General features: G+C 32.0%; 17 protein-coding genes. 6 read left to right on the top strand and 11 right to left on the bottom strand.

The genetic code is table 11. The features are described 5' to 3' along the window. The 3 genes from ACVC2P_RS08965 to ACVC2P_RS08955 form a co-directional block, all read right to left on the bottom strand. A partial coding sequence (locus ACVC2P_RS08965; RefSeq protein WP_452598135.1) for a hypothetical protein occupies nt 1-260 on the bottom strand: 260 nt, incomplete at its 3' end. 231 nt (nt 261-491) lie between these two features. Beyond that, nucleotides 492-2,537 (bottom strand): M43 family zinc metalloprotease, encoded by a 2,046-nt coding sequence (locus ACVC2P_RS08960; protein WP_452598134.1) that lies wholly within the window; start codon nt 2,535-2,537, stop codon nt 492-494. Between the two features lie 177 nt (nt 2,538-2,714). Further along, on the bottom strand, nt 2,715-4,286 hold the full coding sequence (locus ACVC2P_RS08955) for a T9SS type A sorting domain-containing protein (protein WP_452598133.1): 1,572 nt from the start codon (nt 4,284-4,286) through the stop codon (nt 2,715-2,717). A 193-nt stretch (nt 4,287-4,479) separates the two neighbouring features. Between ACVC2P_RS08955 and ACVC2P_RS08950 the strand changes: the two genes are divergently transcribed. After that, nucleotides 4,480-6,153, top strand: coding sequence for an ABC transporter ATP-binding protein (locus ACVC2P_RS08950; RefSeq protein ID WP_452598132.1), 1,674 nt, complete (start codon nt 4,480-4,482; stop codon nt 6,151-6,153). A gap of 364 nt (nt 6,154-6,517) precedes the next feature. Here the strand turns inward: ACVC2P_RS08950 and ACVC2P_RS08945 are convergent, their stop codons facing one another. The 7 genes from ACVC2P_RS08945 to trhO all read right to left on the bottom strand — a co-directional run bounded on the left by ACVC2P_RS08945 (nt 6,518) and on the right by trhO (nt 14,439). Then, nucleotides 6,518-7,408 (bottom strand): alpha/beta hydrolase, encoded by an 891-nt coding sequence (locus tag ACVC2P_RS08945; protein WP_452598131.1) that lies wholly within the window; start codon nt 7,406-7,408, stop codon nt 6,518-6,520. 4 nt (nt 7,409-7,412) lie between these two features. After that, the gene (locus ACVC2P_RS08940; RefSeq protein WP_452598130.1) at nt 7,413-8,069 is read right to left on the bottom strand and encodes a CoA transferase subunit B; all 657 of its coding nucleotides are present in this window, start codon (nt 8,067-8,069) and stop codon (nt 7,413-7,415) included. A 191-nt stretch (nt 8,070-8,260) separates the two neighbouring features. Next, entirely contained in the window at nt 8,261-8,962 is a 702-nt protein-coding gene (locus tag ACVC2P_RS08935; protein ID WP_452598129.1) for a CoA transferase subunit A, read from the bottom strand. A gap of 77 nt (nt 8,963-9,039) precedes the next feature. Continuing rightward, nucleotides 9,040-11,379 carry a penicillin-binding protein 1A gene (locus tag ACVC2P_RS08930; protein WP_452598128.1) on the bottom strand — a complete coding sequence of 780 codons (2,340 nt, stop codon included), beginning with the start codon at nt 11,377-11,379 and terminating at the stop codon, nt 9,040-9,042. Between the two features lie 45 nt (nt 11,380-11,424). Further along, nucleotides 11,425-11,940 (bottom strand): gliding motility lipoprotein GldH, encoded by a 516-nt coding sequence (locus ACVC2P_RS08925; protein WP_452598127.1) that lies wholly within the window; start codon nt 11,938-11,940, stop codon nt 11,425-11,427. Then, nucleotides 11,906-13,111 (bottom strand): PSP1 domain-containing protein, encoded by a 1,206-nt coding sequence (locus ACVC2P_RS08920; RefSeq protein WP_452598126.1) that lies wholly within the window; start codon nt 13,109-13,111, stop codon nt 11,906-11,908. Before ACVC2P_RS08920 ends, ACVC2P_RS08925 begins: the two co-directional genes overlap by 35 nt. 260 nt (nt 13,112-13,371) lie before the next feature. Continuing rightward, nucleotides 13,372-14,439, bottom strand: a complete 1,068-nt coding sequence (gene trhO / locus ACVC2P_RS08915) for an oxygen-dependent tRNA uridine(34) hydroxylase TrhO (RefSeq protein WP_452598125.1) — start codon at nt 14,437-14,439, stop codon at nt 13,372-13,374. A gap of 472 nt (nt 14,440-14,911) precedes the next feature. Here trhO and recA point away from each other — a divergent pair, with 472 nt between their 5' ends. From recA to ACVC2P_RS08895, 4 genes are all read left to right on the top strand, one after another. Then, a complete protein-coding gene (gene recA, locus ACVC2P_RS08910; protein WP_452598136.1) occupies nt 14,912-15,916 on the top strand; it encodes a recombinase RecA in 1,005 nt (334 codons plus the stop codon). Nucleotides 15,917-16,024: 108 nt separating this feature from the next. After that, on the top strand, nt 16,025-16,438 hold the full coding sequence (locus ACVC2P_RS08905; RefSeq protein WP_452598124.1) for a hypothetical protein: 414 nt from the start codon (nt 16,025-16,027) through the stop codon (nt 16,436-16,438). Nucleotides 16,439-16,467: 29 nt separating this feature from the next. Beyond that, nucleotides 16,468-17,016: an RNA polymerase sigma factor gene (locus tag ACVC2P_RS08900; protein WP_452598123.1), complete on the top strand. Its 549-nt coding sequence runs from the start codon at nt 16,468-16,470 to the stop codon at nt 17,014-17,016. Continuing rightward, nucleotides 17,016-18,692 carry a hypothetical protein gene (locus ACVC2P_RS08895; protein ID WP_452598122.1) on the top strand — a complete coding sequence of 559 codons (1,677 nt, stop codon included), beginning with the start codon at nt 17,016-17,018 and terminating at the stop codon, nt 18,690-18,692. Before ACVC2P_RS08900 ends, ACVC2P_RS08895 begins: the two co-directional genes overlap by 1 nt. A gap of 86 nt (nt 18,693-18,778) precedes the next feature. Here ACVC2P_RS08895 and ACVC2P_RS08890 read toward each other — a convergent pair whose 3' ends face one another. Then, nucleotides 18,779-19,525 (bottom strand): lysophospholipid acyltransferase family protein, encoded by a 747-nt coding sequence (locus ACVC2P_RS08890; RefSeq protein WP_452598121.1) that lies wholly within the window; start codon nt 19,523-19,525, stop codon nt 18,779-18,781. 158 nt (nt 19,526-19,683) lie between these two features. Between ACVC2P_RS08890 and trpS the strand changes: the two genes are divergently transcribed. Beyond that, nucleotides 19,684-20,303: tryptophan--tRNA ligase (gene trpS / locus ACVC2P_RS08885; protein WP_452598120.1), on the top strand; the 620-nt coding region annotated here is incomplete at its 3' end.

Here is a 20,303-nt window from a genome sequence, read left to right as displayed (position 1 = left end):
TTCTCAAACTCTCCTTCTGAGTTTGGAAAAGAGATAATAACGCCAGAGTTTCCTGTTAATGTTCCTCTTAATGGAGCTGAAGTTAATGCTTGTTTTAAATTTTGAAGGTCTAAAACATAAGTTTCTTGTTTTGGTAGGTCTTGTCTACTACTTTTTACATTAGTAATACTTGCTGAGTTTTGCTTTTGCCAAAATGATTTGCTTTGCGAAAATGCAAAAACCACATTTAACAAAAACACAACTAAAAGTGTTTTTCTCATGGTAGTTTACTTTTTTTTGGTTAATTAATTATTGATTACTCTATTAAATTAATAAAATAACACCGAATAAACATTCGATAGTACTATTTTTCGATGAATGGTTATTAAAAAATGCTATAATTACCTGTTAATCATATAGTAATGATAGACTTTTAATAAAAAAGCCTCGATTTTCATCGAGACCTTTTCAAAATAATTGGTTGGTTTAATAGACTAATTAATATATAATAATTATTGTTTAATAAACTTTTTGTTCATTGTAGCAATACCATCATTAATTTCTATAAAGTAAACTCCTTGCTCTAGAGCACTAACGTTTATTGCTTTAGTTAATCGCCCTTTAGCTATAGTTTGACCTGTGATATTTAAAATTCTATAAGTCCCCTCAAGATCTCCTTTTATTTTAATATTTAATAGATCTCCTTTTACTGGGTTTGGATACATTACAAAATCATTATTATTAACATCTATAGTTCTCAAGTTACCAGCTGTTCTAGAGTTTCCTATACAGAAGTTAGTGGTTTCTGATCTTCCAAAACTTCCTCCAGATGCTAACGTTCCTGATCCATCTGATACTGTGTACGAACCTACTCCGTATGAGCAGCATATGCCATCTCCATAAGAGTCATTAATTACGAAATCGTAACATCCATCTGGTAAACATATTGTTTGTTCTACTGTTGAACCATCTGGGTTAGCCGATGTATAGTTTGCAGATGCAACAGTTGTTCCGCTTGCATTTTTAAGCTCCCATGAGGTTTCTTCTGGATAGTTATCTAACTTAATAGATACTGTAACATCTGTACATGCTGGTTGAGCGCCTACACAGAAATTTGTGGTTTCTGAACTATTAAAGCTACCTCCTGATGCTAATGTTCCTGAAGCATTTGTAACGCTATAAGATCCATTACCGTATGCACAGCATATACCATCTCCATAAGAATCTGTAATTATAAAGTCGTAACATCCATCTGGTAAACAAAGTGTTTCTGAAACTGTAGATCCATCTGGGTTAGCAGAAGAATAAGATCCTGAAGCAACTGTTGTTCCACTAGCATTTACTATAGACCATGCTGTTTCTTCTGGGTAATTGTCTAAAGTAATGGTTACATTAACTTCATTATCTGTACAAGCTGTTGAACATGGCTCACAAGAAGAACCTCCACAGTCTACTCCTGTTTCGTCTCCATTTTGTATTCCATCATCACATGTTGGTGGTGTATTACATGGCTCACAAGATCCACCACAATCTACTCCTGTTTCATCTCCGTTTTGTATTCCATCGTCGCATGTTGGTGTACTACCCGAATCACATTTTGTTGATGCTCCAAGACTTGCTCTAACCCCACCTGGTAATAATGTTACACGCATTCTATCTATTTGTCCTTGAGTATATAAATTCATACAAGCATCATCACTATAGTCCATATAATTTTGAACCATATCTGTACTACCGCATGATGAATGCGATGGCGTACAACCATAGTTAGGAGCATCTGATGTTGGTGTGTCGCTTACAAAGTCGTCTACTCCACAACCGCCATCTCCCCAGATATGACGTAAGTTTAAAAAGTGCCCTACTTCATGTGTAGTTGTTCTTCCTAAATCGAAAGGGGCAGATAAATAAAATCCTGATCCTCCATTTTTACTACCAAAATAGTTTGGAGACATTACTACACCATCGGTTGCTGCACTTCCTCCAGGAAATTGTGCATAACCCAAAATTCCTCCTCCTATATTACATACCCACATATTTAAGTATTGAGAGGTGTCCCAAGGATCTACTCCACCTTGAGATGATTTTTTCATTGCATCATTAGTTCCCCAACTAGTTCTTGTAGAGGATTTTCTTGTAATACCATTAGTGGGATTACCATTCTCATCTACTGCTGCTAAACAAAATTCTATTTGCGAATCTCCTGCTTGAGACCATGTATTGTCTGCGTCTGCATTTGTTCGTCTAAAATCGTCATTTAACACTTGCATCTGAGACATTATTTGAGCATTGCTAATATTCTCATTAGCATTGCTGTATATTACATGTACCACAACTGGTATTGTAATAATGTCTCCTACAATTTTGTTTTGTTGACTTTGCATTTCTTGAAGCTTATTTTTTGTATAAGTTTCAATGTCTTGCATGTTTTGCTCTAAATTAGGGTTTAGTTGCTTTCTGTACTCTAAGTTTTCCATAGATTTACAGTTTCGCTGCTGTTGTGCAAAAACAGTAAATACAAACAAAAAACTCAATAAAAATAAAGTAGTTGATTTCTTCATAATAATACTATATTATAGGTTAATGATTGTGGGAGCATTATTATTCTATGGTTAAAATTATGAAAAATTCTCAGTTTTTAAGCATTTTTAATAAAAAATATTCTAAAAAAACATAGTTTTATTGAGATTACGGCAAAAACCGTAATCTCAAATAATACTATTCTTACAATTTTATTTTTACTGTTTTATGAATTTCTTATTCATGGTTGCAACGCCATCATTAACTTGTATAAAATATACACCGGCTTGTAACGATTCTAAATTTATTGATTTCATTAACTCGCCTTTAATTACTGTTTTACCTGTAATATCCATAATTTTATATGTTGCTGCTATGTCTCCTTTAAGTTTAATATTTAAGACATCTTTTGCTGGGTTTGGATACATTTTAAAGTCATTATTATTAATGTTTACTGGACGTATAACTCCAGCAATTCTGGTGGATTCGCTTCCTACACAAAAATTTGTTGTTTCTGATGATTGAAACGAAGCTCCAGAACCTAAAACACCATCATTATCTGTAATAGTATAAGAGCCGTTTCCATAGGAACAACACATCCCATCATTTGAAGCATCTGAAATAATAAAATCATAACAGCCCTCTGGTAAGCATAATGTTTGCTCTATAGTTGAATAATCATCATTATCACTTGTATAATTAGCTGATGCTACAGTAGTTCCATTGGCATCATTTAATACCCACGAGGTTTCTTCTGGATATGCATCGAATACTATTGCTACAACAACAGAAATATCGGTGCATATTTCTGTACAGGGTTCGCAATCTGTTCCTCCACAATCTACTCCTGTTTCATCTCCATTTTGTACTCCATCACTACAGGTTGGCTGTGGCCCTCTATTGTCTACACAAAAATTAGTTGTTTCTGTATTATTAAAACTTCCTCCTGAAGCTAAAACCTCTTCTCCATTGGTTACAGAATATGAGCCATTACCAAAATCGCAGCAAATACCATCTCCATAGCTATCTGTAATTACAAAATTGTAACAACCATTTGGCAAACATAGGGTTTCTGTAACTGTTGATCCGTCTGGATTAGCTACAGAATATGTTCCTGAAGCGACACTAACTCCATCTGTATTATTTATACTCCACCCTGTTTCTTCTGGGTAGTCATCAAAAGTAACACTAACTTCTATCTCGTTATCTATGCAAGGTACTACGCAAGGCTGACAAAATGGTCCGCCACAATCTACTCCTATTTCGTCTCCATTTTGTATTCCATCACTACAACTAGACACAATCTCTCCTATGCAAAAATTTGCAACATCTACACTTCCGAAACTACCTCCTGATGCTAAAATATTGTCGTTAGATATAATTCCGTAAGCGCCAAATCCATAGGTACAACATATACCATCTCCATAACTATCTGTAATTACAAATTCGTAACACCCATCTGGTAAGCATAATGATTCTGTTACTATAGAACCATCTGGGTTTGCAGTGGAGTACTCTCCTGTTGCTATAGTTACTCCACTAGTATTTTTAATACTCCATGAGGTTTCTTCTGGATAATTATCTAAAATAACAACAACATTAACTTGGTTTTCATCGCAGGCTATTTTATTAAATTGCTTTGGTAGTTCTTTAGGCTGTTTTTGGGTGTTAATTTCAGTTTTTTCTTTTTTAGGCTGTAAGTTTTGTATTGTTTTACTTTTGGGTTGTTGAGCAACAACTGTAAATGAAAACAAGAAACTAAACAGTGATATAATCATTGTTTTTTTCATAATAAGTAGGTGTTTTATTTTAATGATAAATTGGGGTATTATCATTTTCTACACTTAAAATAAGAAAAAATTGCTATCAATTTTTATTTTTAAGTTATTAAATACAGTAACGTAATCGTTTTATTAAATTTACGGGATTTACCGTAATGCCTAGTAATTTTATTCTTACATTTATATGATGGAACAAAAAATAATGTCTATTAAAGATCTATCAATCTCTTTTTTTTCTAACAAAAAAGAAACTAAAATTATTCATTCTATTTCTTATAATTTGAATAGAAATGAAATTTTAGGCATTGTTGGAGAATCTGGTTCTGGTAAATCGGTATCATCTTTAGCCGTTTTGGGTTTGCTTCCTAAAAAAATCTCTAAAATAACATCTGGCTCCATTATTTTTGAAAATGAAGATTTAACACAGCTTCCTTTAAATAAGTTTCAATCTATAAGAGGCAAAAAAATTGCTATGATTTTCCAGGAACCTATGAGTTCTTTAAATCCTTCTATGACTTGTGGTAAACAAGTTGAAGAAATTCTTTTTCAACATACTTCTTTGTCTAAAAAAGAAGTAAAAGCAGAGACATTATCATTACTTGAAAAAGTTAAGTTACCAGAACCAAATCGGGTTTACTCTTCATACCCTCATGAAATTTCTGGCGGACAGAAACAGCGTGTTATGATCGCTATGGCTATAGCATGCAAACCTCAAATTCTTATAGCAGACGAACCCACAACTGCATTAGATGTTACTGTACAAAAAGAGATTATTTCTATTTTAAAAGAGTTACAAGAGGAAACTAGTATGAGTATTATTTTCATTACTCATGATTTGGCTTTAATATCTCAAATTGCAGATCGTGTATTGGTAATGTATAAAGGGACTATTGTTGAGCAAAATAATGTATTAGCAATTTTTAATTCACCTGAACATGATTATACCAAAGCTTTAATAAAATCTAGGCCTTCTTTAGATGTTAGATTAAAGACATTGCCTACTATTGATGCTATTTTAAATGACAATGTTTCTAATAGTATTGTTACTAAAGCCATGCGAAAACTTCAACATGAAAAAATATATAATAAAACTCCTTTATTAGAGGTTAAGAATGTAGAGAAGGAATATATTTCTAGATCTGGTTGGTTTTCTAAACCTGAATCTTTTAAAGCTGTTAACGATGTTAGTTTTAAAGTATATGAAGGCGAAACACTAGGTTTGGTTGGAGAATCTGGTTGCGGAAAATCGACTTTAGGAAATGCTATTTTACAATTAGATAAAGCTACTGCTGGACAGATTTTATTTAATGGTATAGATATTACAAAACTAAGTGGCTCTCAACTTAAAACGCTAAGGAAAGATATTCAGATCATTTTCCAAGATCCGTATTCTTCCTTAAATCCACGGATAACAATTGGCAATGCTATTATAGAACCCATGAAGGTTCATAAATTATATGCTACTGATGCTGAATGTAGAGCTAAAGCTATACATATTTTGGAACGTGTTGGTTTGTCTGAGGCCTATTTTAATCGTTATCCTCATGAATTTTCTGGAGGACAACGTCAACGTATTGGTATTGCAAGAACTGTTGCTTTAAATCCTAAACTTATTGTTTGCGATGAGTCTGTTTCTGCTTTAGATATTTCTGTACAAGCTCAAGTATTAAACTTATTAAATGAATTAAAGGAAAATTTTGGCTTTACTTATATTTTTATTTCACACGATTTAGCTGTTGTAAAATACATGTCGGACCAATTATTGGTAATGAATAAAGGGAAAGTTGAAGAATTAGATGATGCCGATGTTATTTATAATTCTCCTAAAAAAGAATATACTAAAAAACTTATTGACGCTATCCCAAAAGGGTTATAGCATGAATACTTTTTTAGTGATATGAATTATATTCTTAATAAAAACTACTGTGTTTTTAAATCCATAATACAGCTTATTTATCTTAGTTTCTTGAATCTCTGGTAAATTAGCTGTAATATTCATAAGTAGGTTAAATTATGATAGATTTAGGGTTGTTATTATCTATTTAGTAAACTTGGGTTAACATAACATAATGGTTAAATTATGATACATTTGGGTTTATTAATTTTGATAGGTTTGGGGTTACAAATATACATTTGTTTTTAACATTTCTGTTTAAAAGCATTATTTTTAGACGAAATGCGTTAAATTTTAACATTTAAAGTGTTTATATACTATCAATTCTTATGATTCTTTGCAGAATTTATTGGGTTTGTCGCTTTAAAAATTTAAATAGTTTATTACTGTATTCTTGCCCACCTATATCGTATATGTTATAATGATCTGCATTTTCTACTGTAACAAATACTCTGTCTTTTGATGCTAAATTTGCATATAATTGTTTTCCGTACTTAAACTTTATATTATTATCTGCATTACCATGGGCTATTAAAATTGGGCAAGATATATTTTTAACAGATTCTATGGGTTTTACTTTTTCTGGATTAAATGCTGCAATTTCACTAGCTTTTTCAAGTGTTATGTTACAAATCCATTCTAAACCAACTCCATAGGAAAATCGTTTTTGATAGTCGTAAACGATTTGCCTTAAGTCTGTAAAAGTACTTTCGATAATTCCAAATGTTATTCTTTTATCTCTTTCTATTGCTTGTAATGCAATAGCGCCTCCTAATGAGTTTCCCCATATACCTAATTTGGTTTTAGGTTGTTTCTTTTTTATTTCATCTACAATAAGCGAAATATCTGTTTTTTCATAATATCCATAAGTAGAATATAGTCCTCCACTTTCTCCATGTGCTCTATTATCGAAAAGCCAACTGTCGTATCCTCTGTTAGCTAAATCTATTGCTAATTTTGTAAAATGTTCTTTGCACCCTCCTATACCATGTACTAATATTACAGAGCCATAGGTTGTATCTTTATTAGATTTTACATGGTAACCTTTAAGAGCAATACTATCTTTTGTTAAAAGACTTAACTTTGTGTAGTCTTGTTTTTCTATTTCTAGATAATTGGGTGTGGTTATTCTTTTTGGTTGTAAAAGTGCATATGGCAACACATTATTTATTACAAATGCTAATGTTACTATAATTAGTAGTATAACAACACCTGCTATTTTGTACTTTTTTTTCACTTACTTATTCAATATTCATTTCTGGGATATCTCCTTGTACAATAAGCGTTCCTTCTGTTGCTTTTATTATCTCTTCTACAGAAACTCCTGGAGCTCTTTCTAATAATTTAAAACCTTGTTTTGTAACTTCTAAAACGGCTAAATTTGTTACTATTTTTTTTACACATCCTACTCCTGTTAACGGTAATGAGCATTTTTTAAGCAGTTTAGATTCTCCTCTTTTATTGGTATGCATCATAGCTACAATAATATTTTCTGCACTTGCTACTAAATCCATAGCGCCTCCCATACCTTTAACCATTTTTCCTGGAATTTTCCAATTGGCTATATCTCCATTTTCTGCAACTTCCATGGCTCCTAAAATAGTTAAATCTACATGTTGACCTCTAATCATAGAGAAACTGGTTGCTGAGTCAAAAAAACTTGCTCCAGGCAAAGTTGTTATGGTTTGTTTTCCTGCATTTATTACATCTGCATCTTCTTCTCCTTCAAATGGAAAAGGGCCCATTCCTAAAACTCCATTTTCACTTTGAAATTCAACTTCTATATCTTCTCTAACATAATTAGCTACAAGGGTTGGTATTCCAATTCCTAAATTCACATAATAACCGTCTTGTACTTCTTTTGCTATGCGTTTTGCTATTCCTGTTTTATCTAACATAATATTAATTTAATAATGTTATAATTTGATGATTAACCTCTTTTTACTCGTTGAAATAATTTTAGAAATAATAAGTACTACAGATTTCAATTGTAGAAATCATTTCAAGTGATAATTCGAATGTTAATTTTACTATTAAATTATCCTTATCGTTACTCTTTTTCAAATTATTTAATCATCAAATTGTTTTTTTATTCTCTTTTTCTAACGGTTCTTTGCTCTATTCTCTTTTCGTATTTTTCTCCTTGAAATATACGTTGCACAAATATACCTGGTATGTGTATTTGGTTAGGATCTAATGTTCCTACAGGCACAAGCTCTTCTACCTCAGCAACTGTTATTTTTGCAGCTCCACACATGTTAGGGTTAAAATTTCTGGCTGTTCCTTTAAAGATTAAGTTTCCTGCTTCATCTCCTTTCCATGCTTTTACGAAACCAAAATCGGCATTAAAGGCTTGCTCTAAAACATACATTTTACCATTAAATTCTCTTGTCTCTTTTCCCTCTGCCACTTCTGTTCCGTATCCTGCTGGCGTATAAAATGCTGGAAATCCTGCTTGAGCTGCTCTACATCGTTCTGCAAGGGTTCCTTGTGGTATTAGTTCTACATCTAGCTCTCCAGACAGCATCTGCCTTTCAAATTCATCGTTTTCTCCTACGTATGATGATATCATTTTTTTTATTTGACGTTGATGCAATAATAATCCTAAACCAAAATCATCGACTCCTGCATTGTTAGAGATACAGGTTAATCCTTTTACACCACTTTTTACTAATGCTGCTATTGCGTTTTCTGGAATTCCAGACAGTCCAAAGCCTCCAAGCATAAAGGTCATGTTATCTGCAATACCTTCAGTTGCTTCTTTAACCGAGTTTACTTTTTTGCTAATCATTTATTCAAAAATTTATTGAGGCTTAAAATTAAGAAATAAAAAAGCCATTCTGTAACGAATGGCTTTTAAATATTTTTTTAAAGTTCTAAATCATCTTCTATTTTATCTGGCATTCCATTATCTACAGGAGTGCCTTCTGGCTTATACTTACTGCAGTCTACTTCTATAGACAAATCTTTTGGTGCTTCAAAGTCTTTTTTAGAGATGTTTAATGTTTTATCATCATAACAGCTACGCATATACATTCCCCAAATTGGTAATGCCATAGAGGCGCCTTGACCATAGGTTATAGATTTAAAATGTGCTGCTCTATCTTCTGCACCAACCCATACACCTGTAACTAAATTAGGTACCATTCCCATAAACCAACCATCACTTTGGTTTTGTGTTGTTCCTGTTTTTCCTGCTATAGGGTTTGTTAGCTTATATGGGTATCCTGTTATTATATCTTTATATACATCTGCTTTTCCTGCCCATGTGTGACGTAATCTAGATCCTGATCCGGATTCTACTACACCTTGCATTAGTTTTACAGTAACATATGCAGATTCTGCACTTAAAACGTCTTTAGTTTCTGGTGTAAATTGGTATAATACTGTTCCGTTTTTATCTTCAATTCTTTCTATCATTACTGGTTTTGTGTAGACTCCTTTATTTGCAAAGGCAGAGTATGCGCCAACCATTTCATAGATACTAATATCTGGCGTTCCTAATGCTATAGATGGAACTTCTGGAATGTCTGAAGTAACTCCTAAATTATGAGCTAATTTGGCTACTGGTTGAGGCCCAACTTTATTCATTAAACGGGCTGTTACAGTATTTACCGAGTTTGCTAAAGCATCTTTTAATGTTTTCTCTCCTCCATATTTTCCATCTGAGTTCTTAGGTGTCCATGGCTCTGGGTTTCCAAACTTATTTGCTTCTATTGTTATTTGGGATAGTGGTTGTTTATCGCAAGGAGACATGTGTAATTGGTCTATTGCTGTGGCATATACAAATGGTTTAAAGGTAGATCCTACTTGACGTTTTCCTTGTTTTACATGATCGTATTTAAAATATTTATGGTCATTACCTCCAACCCATGCTTTTACATGGCCTGTATGTGGATCCATACTCATCATTCCTGGGTGTAATAACGATTTATAATAACGCATAGAGTCTATTGGTTTCATAATAGTATCTACTTCGCTTGGTTTACCTTTTACCCATTTAAAAATTGTCATTTTTGTAGGCACATTAAACGATGCTATTATTTCTTTTTTAGATTTCCCTGCTTCTTTCAATACTCTCCATCGTTCTCCTCTTGACATAGATGTGCGCATTAATTTATCTATCTCTGCTTTAGATAAGTCTACAAATGGCGCCGTAGGGTTTCTTTTTGGTGTATTCTGATGAAAAAACTCTGCTTGTAGTCTAGCCATATGCTTTGTTACTGCTTCTTCTGCATATTTTTGCATACGAGAGTCTATTGTTGTGAAAATCTTTAAACCATCACTGTACAAATTATATTTAGTGCCATCTGGTTTTGGGTTATCTGCTATCCATTTTCTCATCTCTTTGTCTAAATAACTCCTAAAGTGAGGTGCAGGGCCTTCGTTATGAGATTCTGGCGTATACCTTAAATCTAAATCTGTTTTTTGTAATGAGTCTTTAACAGTATCTTCTATATATCCATATTTAGCCATTTGTGCTAATACTACATTTCTCCTGTTTTTTGTTCCTATTGGATTCCTGTGAGGTCTTGGGTTATATAGTGTGGAATTTTTAAACATCCCCACTAACATAGCCGATTCTTTTAAGCTTAATTGTTTTGGTTCTTTTCCAAAATAAATTCTTGCTGCTGAACGTATACCATCTGCATTATTATTAAAATCGTAAATATTGAAATACTGTGCTATAATTTCTTCTTTGGTATATTGGCGTTCTAAACGAATAGCTATAATCCATTCTTTAAATTTCTGGGTATATCGTCTCCATCCTCTTGCTCTTTCCCCATGAAATAGTTGTTTTGCTAATTGCTGAGAAATTGTACTAGCTCCTCCTTTTTTACCTAAAAATACTGCGGCTCTTAATGTTCCTCTGGCATCTACTCCAGAATGTTCGTAGAACCTGGCATCTTCGGTTGCAACTAATGCATCTACTAAATGCTTTGGTAACTCATCGTAACTAACGGGTGTTCTATTGTCCTTGAAATATATTTTTCCTAATGTCTTGCCGTCATTAGATATTATCTCGGATGCTAAGTTGGTTTTTGGATTCTCTAAAACAGTGTGATCTGGCATCTCTCCAAAAGCACCCCAAGATGCTAATGAAAATAATAATACCACAAATAGTACTCCTGCTAAAAACAACACCCAAAACCAACGAATGTATTTTTCGAAGCCTTGATTTTCTTTTGCTTGCTTTGCTTTTGCCATTTATTACTTAAATTTAAATAATTATGTAAGTGTTTATAGTAACACTTAGTTTTGGGTTAGTGTTTCTATTCTAAACCCTATATCTGTTACCCCTTCTAAATCTTCTATACCATTTACTTCTCCATTTTTTCTCATGGCATGCTGTATTTTAACAGTGTATTCTCCAGATTCATTAAATACTACACCTTCTTTATACCAAAGTTTATTTTCTTTTACACTACTTATGCCTGTTCCTAATAACTTCCCATTAGGGTCTGCCATTTTATATTCTAATGTATCTTTAATGATTTTACCGTGCGGAAAATCCATTTCAACAATTAAAAAGAGGTTACTGTATTTATAGTCTTTAGTATTCCTAACGTTTACAAAAAGATTATGTGCACTTGTTGTATCGGGAACTTGAATATTAAAGCTTACCACATCGTTTTTATTCCATACGTTGGGTACTGTTTTATATTCATCGAAAATGCTATTTGAATCGCATGAAAGGAAACAAACTCCTAATAGAACACTACTTAATACTATTTTATTTTGTAGTTTTTTTAGAACTGTTTTTAGCATTGTTTGTTTTGTTTTGGGGTTTTCTTTTATTCCTGTTGCGATTATTACGACTCTTATTGTTTTTACGTTTTTTATTGCCTTTTGGATTATCGAATCGTGTTAAACTGTCTTGTCCAACAACGTTTTCGAACTCTACTTTAGTATCTTCTATTAAATCTGATGCGTATTCTTCTAAGCTAGCAATTTTCTCTTTTTTCTTGTTTAACTCAATAATTTCTCTAGCTTGTTCGGTTGTAATCTTGTGCCAATTCATCCATTCCCCTTCGTAGGCATACCACATATGTCCACGGAAAATATCTGTTTTTTGGCATACCGCTGTTCCTTTTTGAGTGTATAATTTTACATCTGTTTTAGGAAATGCTTTTAAAGCATCTAAATAAGAGTCTAACTCGTAGTTTAAACAGCATTTTAGTTTACCACATTGTCCTGCTAGTTTTTGTGGGTTTAATGATAATTGCTGGTATCTGGCAGCAGATGTACTAACAGATCTAAAATCGGTTAACCAGGTAGAACAGCATAATTCTCTTCCACAAGATCCTATACCTCCAAGTCTGGCTGCTTCTTGCCTAAAGCCAACTTGTTTCATTTCTATTCGCGTTCTAAATTCTTTTGCAAATACTTTTATTAACTCACGAAAATCTACACGGTCTTCTGCGGTATAATAAAATGTGGCTTTACTTGCATCGCCTTGAAATTCAATATCAGAAATTTTCATCTGTAATTTTAAATCTATAGCAAATTGACGAGCTCTTACCTTCATTGGTTCTTCTCTATCTCTTGCTTTAGACCAAATATCAATGTCTTTCTGTGATGCCTTTCGGTATATTTTTAGAATATCTTCTGGTTTCTGGCTTATTTTTTTACGTTTCATTTGTACACGAACCAACTCTCCAGATAAGGTTACCATACCTATATCGTGACCAGATTGTGCTTGAGTAGCTACAATATCTCCTATTGCTAGTGATAGGTTTTCTGTGTTTTTGTAGTAATTTTTTCTTCCGTTTTTAAAACGAACCTCAACAAAGTCGAACGGTTTTTCTCCATTTGGAACAGACATATTCGATAACCAATCGAAAACTGTTAATTTATTACAACTATCGGTACCACAGGTTCCATTGTTTTTACATCCTTTTGGGCTCCCGTCTTTAGTTGAGCAACTTTTACAAGCCATATAATTTTATATATTGATTCTGAGCACCGTAAGTACCAGAAGATGGTTATTATTAATTGTACATGACTTAAAAAAGCATGACAAATATGATTTAGTTTTAAAGTTAGTACATATTAAAATACATTGTGTATAGATGTATAACTTTTGATTGTAAAGATAAGATTATTCTAAAGACTTGAAAATATAAAAAACCCGAAGCATTTCTTCGGGTTTTTATTTGTGTAAACACTACTTGTTTTACATTAATATTTTATTGTAATTTATTCTTTTTTTAAGGTTTCAAAAATATTTCTTAAATCTTTTTTATAGGGCAAATGGTCTGCTCTTCCTTTTTTAAAGATATCATTACTGTTACCTTGTCCTTTTCTCAATGCTTTTTGTTCTTCGTAAGGTAATGCTATAATTTCTTTACAGTTTGTAGAACAACAATTATCCATTTCTGCTTTACACGATTCGCATTGTATAAACAACAAATGGCAGGCTTCGTTAGCACAGTTTACATGTGTATCGCAAGGATTACCACATTGGTGGCAGTTTGCAATAACATCATCACTAATTTTTTCTGCTCTACGATCGTCGAACACAAAGTTCTTTCCTATAAATTTATTCTCTAATGCTTCTGCTTTAACTTGTCTTGTGTATTCTATTATACCACCTTCTAATTGGTAAACATTTTTAAAGCCTTTATGTTTAAAGTATGCACTCGCTTTTTCACAACGAATACCTCCGGTACAATACATCACTAAGTTTTTATCTTCTTTATGTGCTTTTAAATCGTCTTCAATAATGTCCAACGATTCTCTAAACGTATCTACATCTGGTTTTACTGCATTTTTAAAATGGCCTATTTCACTTTCGTAATGGTTACGCATATCTACTAAAACAGTATTTTCATCTTCAATTAAATCATTAAAGACATCTGCATTTACGTGTATTCCTTTATTGGTAACATCGAAAGTATCATCATTTAATCCATCTGCTACAATTTTATTACGCACTTTAACTTTCAATTTTAAAAACGACATATTATCTTGCTCTACAGCAATGTTTAATCTAATGTCTTTTAGAAAGTCTATGGTATCTAAATGCGTTTTAAATGCATTAAAATTATCTGCTGGTAGCGATAATTGTGCATTTATACCTTCGGTTGCAATGTAAATACGTCCTAAAACGTCTAATGCATCCCAAGTAATAAATAAATGGTCTCGTAATAATTGCGGGTTGCCAATTTTAGCATATTGATAAAATGAAAGCGTTAAACGTTCTTTTCCTGCGCTTTCAATTAATTCTGCTCTTTCTTTGGCACTTAGTTTATTGTACAGTTGCATGCTATACTAATTTTTAAAGTTAAAAGATTATTTTTTGCAAAAGTACTATTTAATCTTAATTAAACAAGGCTATAACTTTATTACAGGTAATTAACTTAAAAAACAAGGCATAAAAAAAGTCCTTTTTTCTTTAAAAAGGACTTTTAATAGACTAACTCGTTATTAATTTTTTCTTTCACAAAAAAATAAAACGAGCTAACCTCCATCGGCTTTACAGCTACTATTCACAAAGACAGCAACTGGAACACCTAATGTGTTCAATGTTAATGTTTTTTTTAAATATACCATGTCTTTAACACTTAAAATTAAAGATAATTCATTTAAAAAACGGAGTAAATTTTTCTTTTTCACAGCTAATTATTTCCCGCTTTATTTAGTAGATGCAGAAAGTATAAAAAGGTTGCGTCATAAAATTGTAATACCTAAAAAGAATTGGTATTTTAGCACAAATATTACCAATAAAACTAGAAAAATGAGCAGTGAAAAAGAAGCAAAATTAAAAGCACTAAAACTTACGTTAGATAAATTAGATAAGGCATACGGAAAAGGAACAGTAATGAAAATGAGCGATGCAGCAATCGTTGATGTTGAAGCTATCCCTACTGGGTCTTTAGGGTTAGATATTGCTTTAGGTGTTGGAGGTTATCCAAGAGGGCGAGTTATAGAAATATATGGTCCTGAATCTTCTGGTAAAACAACTTTAACGCTACATGCTATAGCAGAAGCACAAAAAGCAGGAGGTATTGCTGCATTTATTGATGCCGAGCATGCTTTTGATCGTTTTTATGCCGAAAAATTAGGTGTAGATATTGATAATTTAATAATATCTCAGCCAGATAATGGTGAACAAGCATTAGAAATTGCAGATAATTTAATTCGTTCTGGAGCTATTGATATTGTAGTTGTAGATTCTGTTGCCGCCTTAACTCCTAAAAGTGAAATAGAAGGCGAAATGGGAGACTCAAAAATGGGGTTACATGCACGTTTAATGTCTCAAGCTTTAAGAAAATTAACAGCTTCTATAAGTAAAACGAATTGTACTGTTATTTTTATTAACCAATTACGTGAAAAAATTGGTGTAATGTTTGGAAATCCTGAAACAACAACTGGTGGTAATGCTCTAAAATTTTATGCCTCTGTACGTTTAGATATTAGACGATCTACCCAAATAAAAGGAACTGATGGTGAAGTTATGGGTAATAAAACTAGAGTTAAGGTTGTTAAAAACAAAGTAGCACCACCTTTTAAATTAGCTGAATTTGATATTATGTACGGAGAAGGTGTTAGTAAAGTTGGTGAGATTTTAGATGTTGCTGTAGATAAAGGTATCATTAAAAAAAGTGGTTCTTGGTTTAGTTATGGAGAAACCAAACTAGGGCAAGGTAGAGATGCTGTAAAAGCAATAATAAAAGACAATCCAGAACTTTTTGAAGAACTGGAAGAAAAAATAAAAGAAGCCATTAAAGAGGCTCAATAAAAATTAAATCCCGAAAAATTCGGGATTTTTTTATTTTTATACGCAACCATTTAACTATTTGCGCATCTAAGTATAAAATAAGATACGTTTTAGTTAACAGAAATGACAATGAAAAAAATAATTATTTGCCTTATTATGGTAGCTACGGTTTTCTCTTGTAGTCTTTCTGAAGATTCATCATCGGCAGATACTCAAGAGTTATTACCTATAGAAAATATAGATATGCCAGAAGAGTTTACGCTAGGTGAAACTTATGAAATTTCGATTACATACTTAAGACCTACAACTTGTCATGCTTTTAATGACATATATTATTTAAAGCAAGATAATGAAAGAACTATTGCTGTAATAAGTACCGTTTTTAATAGTAATGGAAATTGTACTGTATTAACAAATACAGAATTGGGAGCCACTTTCGATTTTGAAGCTACAACTCCTGGATCTTACATATTTAAATTTTGGAAAGGAAAAGATGAAGGAGGAGAAGATGTTTATTTAACGGTTGAAGTACCTGTAAATTAAAAATTGAATTTTAACTAACACATAATCAATTGAGTTTAGAACAACTCATATATAATTGTAAAATTAATGATACTAAGGCACAAAGCGAACTATACACACTCTTTTCGGGTAAACTGTTTTCTATTTGCCTAAAGTATTCAAAAAACTATGCAGAAGCAGAAGATAATTTACAAGATGCGTTTATTACTATCTTTAAAAAGATAGAACAATATAAAAATAAAGGTTCTTTTGAAGGTTGGTTAAAACGAATAACCATAAATACAGCTTTACAACGTTACAGAAGTAAAGGTGTTTTTGAAATAGTTAATGAAGATGCTATAGAAGATGAAACTGTAGATATAGATGATGACGATGACGATGTATCTTTGGATTTTTTATTAGAGATTATCCAAGGTTTACCCGATAGATACAGACTAGTTTTTAACCTTTACGTTATGGATGGTTACTCGCATAGTGATATTTCAGAATTACTAAAAATAAGCACTGGAACCTCTAAATCTAACCTAGCTAGAGCTAGACAGATTTTAAAGAATAAAATATTAGAATATAAAAAAGGATTACAGTCCCAATCATTATAATGAGTGATAAAAAACACATAGATAGGCTTTTCCAAGAAAAGTTTAAGGATTTTGAAGCCCAACCTAGCGCGAAAGTTTGGGAAAACATTCAAAATCAACTTGAACAGCCTACCCCGAAACATAAGAAAGCAATGCCTCTATGGGCTAAAGTTGCAAGTATTGCTGCTATTTTATTATTATTTATCTCTATTGGAAGCATTTTTACAGGTAATAATGACTCGACGTCCCCGCCAGTTGTTGATATAAATGATAAAAAAGAAAACACTAATATCGACGCTCAAAAGAAAGAGTTAGATAGTAATAAAGCAAATAATAATTTAGTAAATTCAAATAATACTACTGAAAACCCTGAAGAAAATTCTTTATTCTCATCTAAAAATGAAGGTGTTGTAAATAACACTACTAAAAAACAAAACAGTTCTAATTCGAGCAATAATGCAACTGTTACCTCACAGAAAACAAATACTAGTAATCCTTACAATTCAAAAAAATCTACTACTAACATCAACGAAGCTGTAGCCAACACTACAAACAATAATTCTAATGACAAAACAGGATTTAATAAGTTAAATAATAGTACTACAACACTAGAAGGTATAGTTAATACTACTTTTAATAAAACAAATGGTGACAACAATAGTTTAAAAAACACCTCACAGAAAACGAATAATAATACTGTTTACAATAATAATTATGCTAATTCTGTTAAAAACTTATCTCAAGTTTCTAGTTCTAATGAAACCAGTCAATACGATTCAGTAACAACAAATTCAAATAATTATACTAAAAACGATATAAATACAACAACTGATGCTACTGCTATAGCATTAGTTAACTCTCTTAATGAAAAAGAAAAAGAGAACATTGCTGTGGCATTAGATTATACAAAATCTAATGCTATAGAAGAGGCCATTGCCAAGAATCAAAATATTAATGAAAAAGAAAAAGAAGAAGTAGACAGGTGGACTGTTAATGCTAACATTGCGCCTGTATACTACAACACTCTTGGCAAAGGCTCTCACATTCATGATCAATTTATAGACAATCCTAAAAATGGAGAGTTAAATACTAGTTACGGTATACACGTTGGTTATGCTTTTAATAATAGGTTAAAACTACGTTCTGGAGTTAGCAAACTTAATTTAAGTTATGACACTGCTAATGTTATTGTATATGAAACAGTAACTAACACACCTGGGCATACCCCTTTAAGAAATATAGATTTTATACCTAATAATCAAGGAGAAACATTATCTGTTTTAAGCACAGACAATCTTGGAATACAACAAATAAGTGGTATTGCAAATGACCAACTAAATGCTGCTTTAAGCCAACGTATTAACTATATAGAAGTTCCTGTAGAGTTGGAATACGCTTTGGTTAATAAACGTTTTGGTGTAAATATTATTGGTGGGCTTAGTACTTTTATTTTAAATGGTAATGAAGTCGTTACAGAAGTTGATAACAGAAAAACACTTATTGGAAAAGCCAATAATATAAATAATATAAGCTTTAGTACAAATTTAGGTATAGGCATAGATTATAAATTTAATGATGCTTTTAAGTTTAACTTAGAACCAACATTTAAATATCAAATTAATGCATACAGTGAGGTTTCAGGAGATTTTAAACCTTACATTATAGGTGTCTATACTGGCTTTAGCTACAGGTTTTAATTTTTTAGTTGGTTAAACTAAATACCCTTCTCGCTTGACGAGAAAACAATGAGGTTAAAAAGCTGCTCAGTGCCAAGAGTAGCTTTTTACTTTTTTACTATTTCGTAATCTTTAAGTTGATTTAAAATAACTGTTCTTGTTTTTTTATTTAATGCTTTTGTATCCTCAACTGCTAACCCATTAGTATCTATAAAGCGATGCATTTTAACACGCATTATTCCTGGGCCTCCACTAAAAAAAGTATATGAAAAACGTTTTTTATTATCCGCAAATGTTAATGGAACTATTGGTATTTGGTGGTTAATTGCTAAACGAAAGGCACCATCTTTAAACTCAGCCAAATCTACATTTTCTTCTGGCACCATCCCTTCAGGAAAAATACAAATACTTAAACCTTGTTTTAAACGTTTTTGTGCTCTTAAAAAAACAGCTTGCCTACTTTTTGCACTACTTCTGTCTACTAGTATAGAGGTTCGTTTATAAAAGAATCCTAATAATGGGATTTTTGCTAACTCTGCCTTACCTACAAACACAAAAGGATTTTTTACAGCTACTAACATTAACATAATATCCGTCATAGAGGTATGGTTAGCTGTAAACATATAACTCTTATTAATATCTGTAGTCTGTTCTCTTTCTATTTTGGTTTTAAAACCCATTCCTATTAATATAAAACGAGCCCAAATACGCGCTAACTTAAAAAAATATGGGTACCAAGATTCTTTTAAAATAGAAACAACAAGCAATGGAAATAAAATTATTATTGGTATCGCAACAACAATATAAAACCAAATGCGGTATACTAACCAAAAAATGTATTTAAATACAATCATAAGTGCCAAAAATAAACAATTGATTTGAAGTAATTCGTTTTCCTTTTACTTAAAAAAATTACCTTTGTTTTTCAACAAAAGAAATTTAATAGAAATAACGTATAAAGCAAAACACTTTGTACACATAAAAAAGATTCCCACTTGTTCGGGAAATTAATATGGCAAGAATACTTACAGGAATACAAAGTACAGGGACTCCACACTTAGGAAATATTTTAGGCGCATTAATGCCTGCTATAAAAATGTCTAGAGATAAGGAAAACGATTCTTATTTATTTATTGCAGACATGCATTCTTTAACCCAAATAAAAGATGGCAACACGTTAAGAAATAATACCTACTCTACTGCTGCAACATGGTTAGCTTTTGGTTTAGACATAGACAAAACTGTATTTTACAGACAAAGCGATGTCCCACAAGTAACCGAATTATCTTGGTATTTAAATTGCTTCTTCCCCTTTAAACGTTTAGAGCTAGCACATAGTTTTAAAGATAAAGCAGATAGATTGGATGATGTTAATGGAGGTTTATTTACTTACCCTATGTTAATGGCAGCAGATATTTTATTATATGATGCAGAAATTATTCCAGTTGGTAAAGACCAGAAGCAACATATAGAAATGACAAGAGATGTTGCTACTCGTTTTCATGCTAAACTTGGTGAAACATTTGTTTTACCTGAAGCCAAAATACAAGAAGAAACAATGTTAATTCCTGGTACTGATGGTGCTAAAATGAGTAAAAGTAAAGGTAATATTATTAATATATTTTTACCTGA

This window comes from Pontimicrobium sp. MEBiC01747, assembly GCF_053601635.1.
The sequence above is the reverse complement of the archived record's forward strand: the minus strand, read 5'-3'. Positions and strand labels throughout refer to the sequence as shown.

Bases quoted from the DNA above. Each gene is read 5' to 3' on its own strand.
- ACVC2P_RS08960 (WP_452598134.1), bottom strand. From the start codon at position 2,537: ATGAAGAAATCAACTACTTTATTTTTATTGAGTTTTTTGTTTGTATTT.
- ACVC2P_RS08955 (WP_452598133.1), bottom strand. From the start codon at position 4,286: ATGAAAAAAACAATGATTATATCACTGTTTAGTTTCTTGTTTTCATTT.
- ACVC2P_RS08950 (WP_452598132.1), top strand. From the start codon at position 4,480: ATGTCTATTAAAGATCTATCAATCTCTTTTTTTTCTAACAAAAAAGAA.
- ACVC2P_RS08940 (WP_452598130.1), bottom strand. From the start codon at position 8,069: ATGTTAGATAAAACAGGAATAGCAAAACGCATAGCAAAAGAAGTACAA.
- ACVC2P_RS08935 (WP_452598129.1), bottom strand. From the start codon at position 8,962: ATGATTAGCAAAAAAGTAAACTCGGTTAAAGAAGCAACTGAAGGTATT.
- ACVC2P_RS08930 (WP_452598128.1), bottom strand. From the start codon at position 11,379: ATGGCAAAAGCAAAGCAAGCAAAAGAAAATCAAGGCTTCGAAAAATAC.
- ACVC2P_RS08925 (WP_452598127.1), bottom strand. From the start codon at position 11,940: ATGCTAAAAACAGTTCTAAAAAAACTACAAAATAAAATAGTATTAAGT.
- ACVC2P_RS08920 (WP_452598126.1), bottom strand. From the start codon at position 13,111: ATGGCTTGTAAAAGTTGCTCAACTAAAGACGGGAGCCCAAAAGGATGT.
- trhO (WP_452598125.1), bottom strand. From the start codon at position 14,439: ATGCAACTGTACAATAAACTAAGTGCCAAAGAAAGAGCAGAATTAATT.
- recA (WP_452598136.1), top strand. From the start codon at position 14,912: ATGAGCAGTGAAAAAGAAGCAAAATTAAAAGCACTAAAACTTACGTTA.
- ACVC2P_RS08905 (WP_452598124.1), top strand. From the start codon at position 16,025: ATGAAAAAAATAATTATTTGCCTTATTATGGTAGCTACGGTTTTCTCT.
- ACVC2P_RS08895 (WP_452598122.1), top strand. From the start codon at position 17,016: ATGAGTGATAAAAAACACATAGATAGGCTTTTCCAAGAAAAGTTTAAG.
- ACVC2P_RS08890 (WP_452598121.1), bottom strand. From the start codon at position 19,525: ATGATTGTATTTAAATACATTTTTTGGTTAGTATACCGCATTTGGTTT.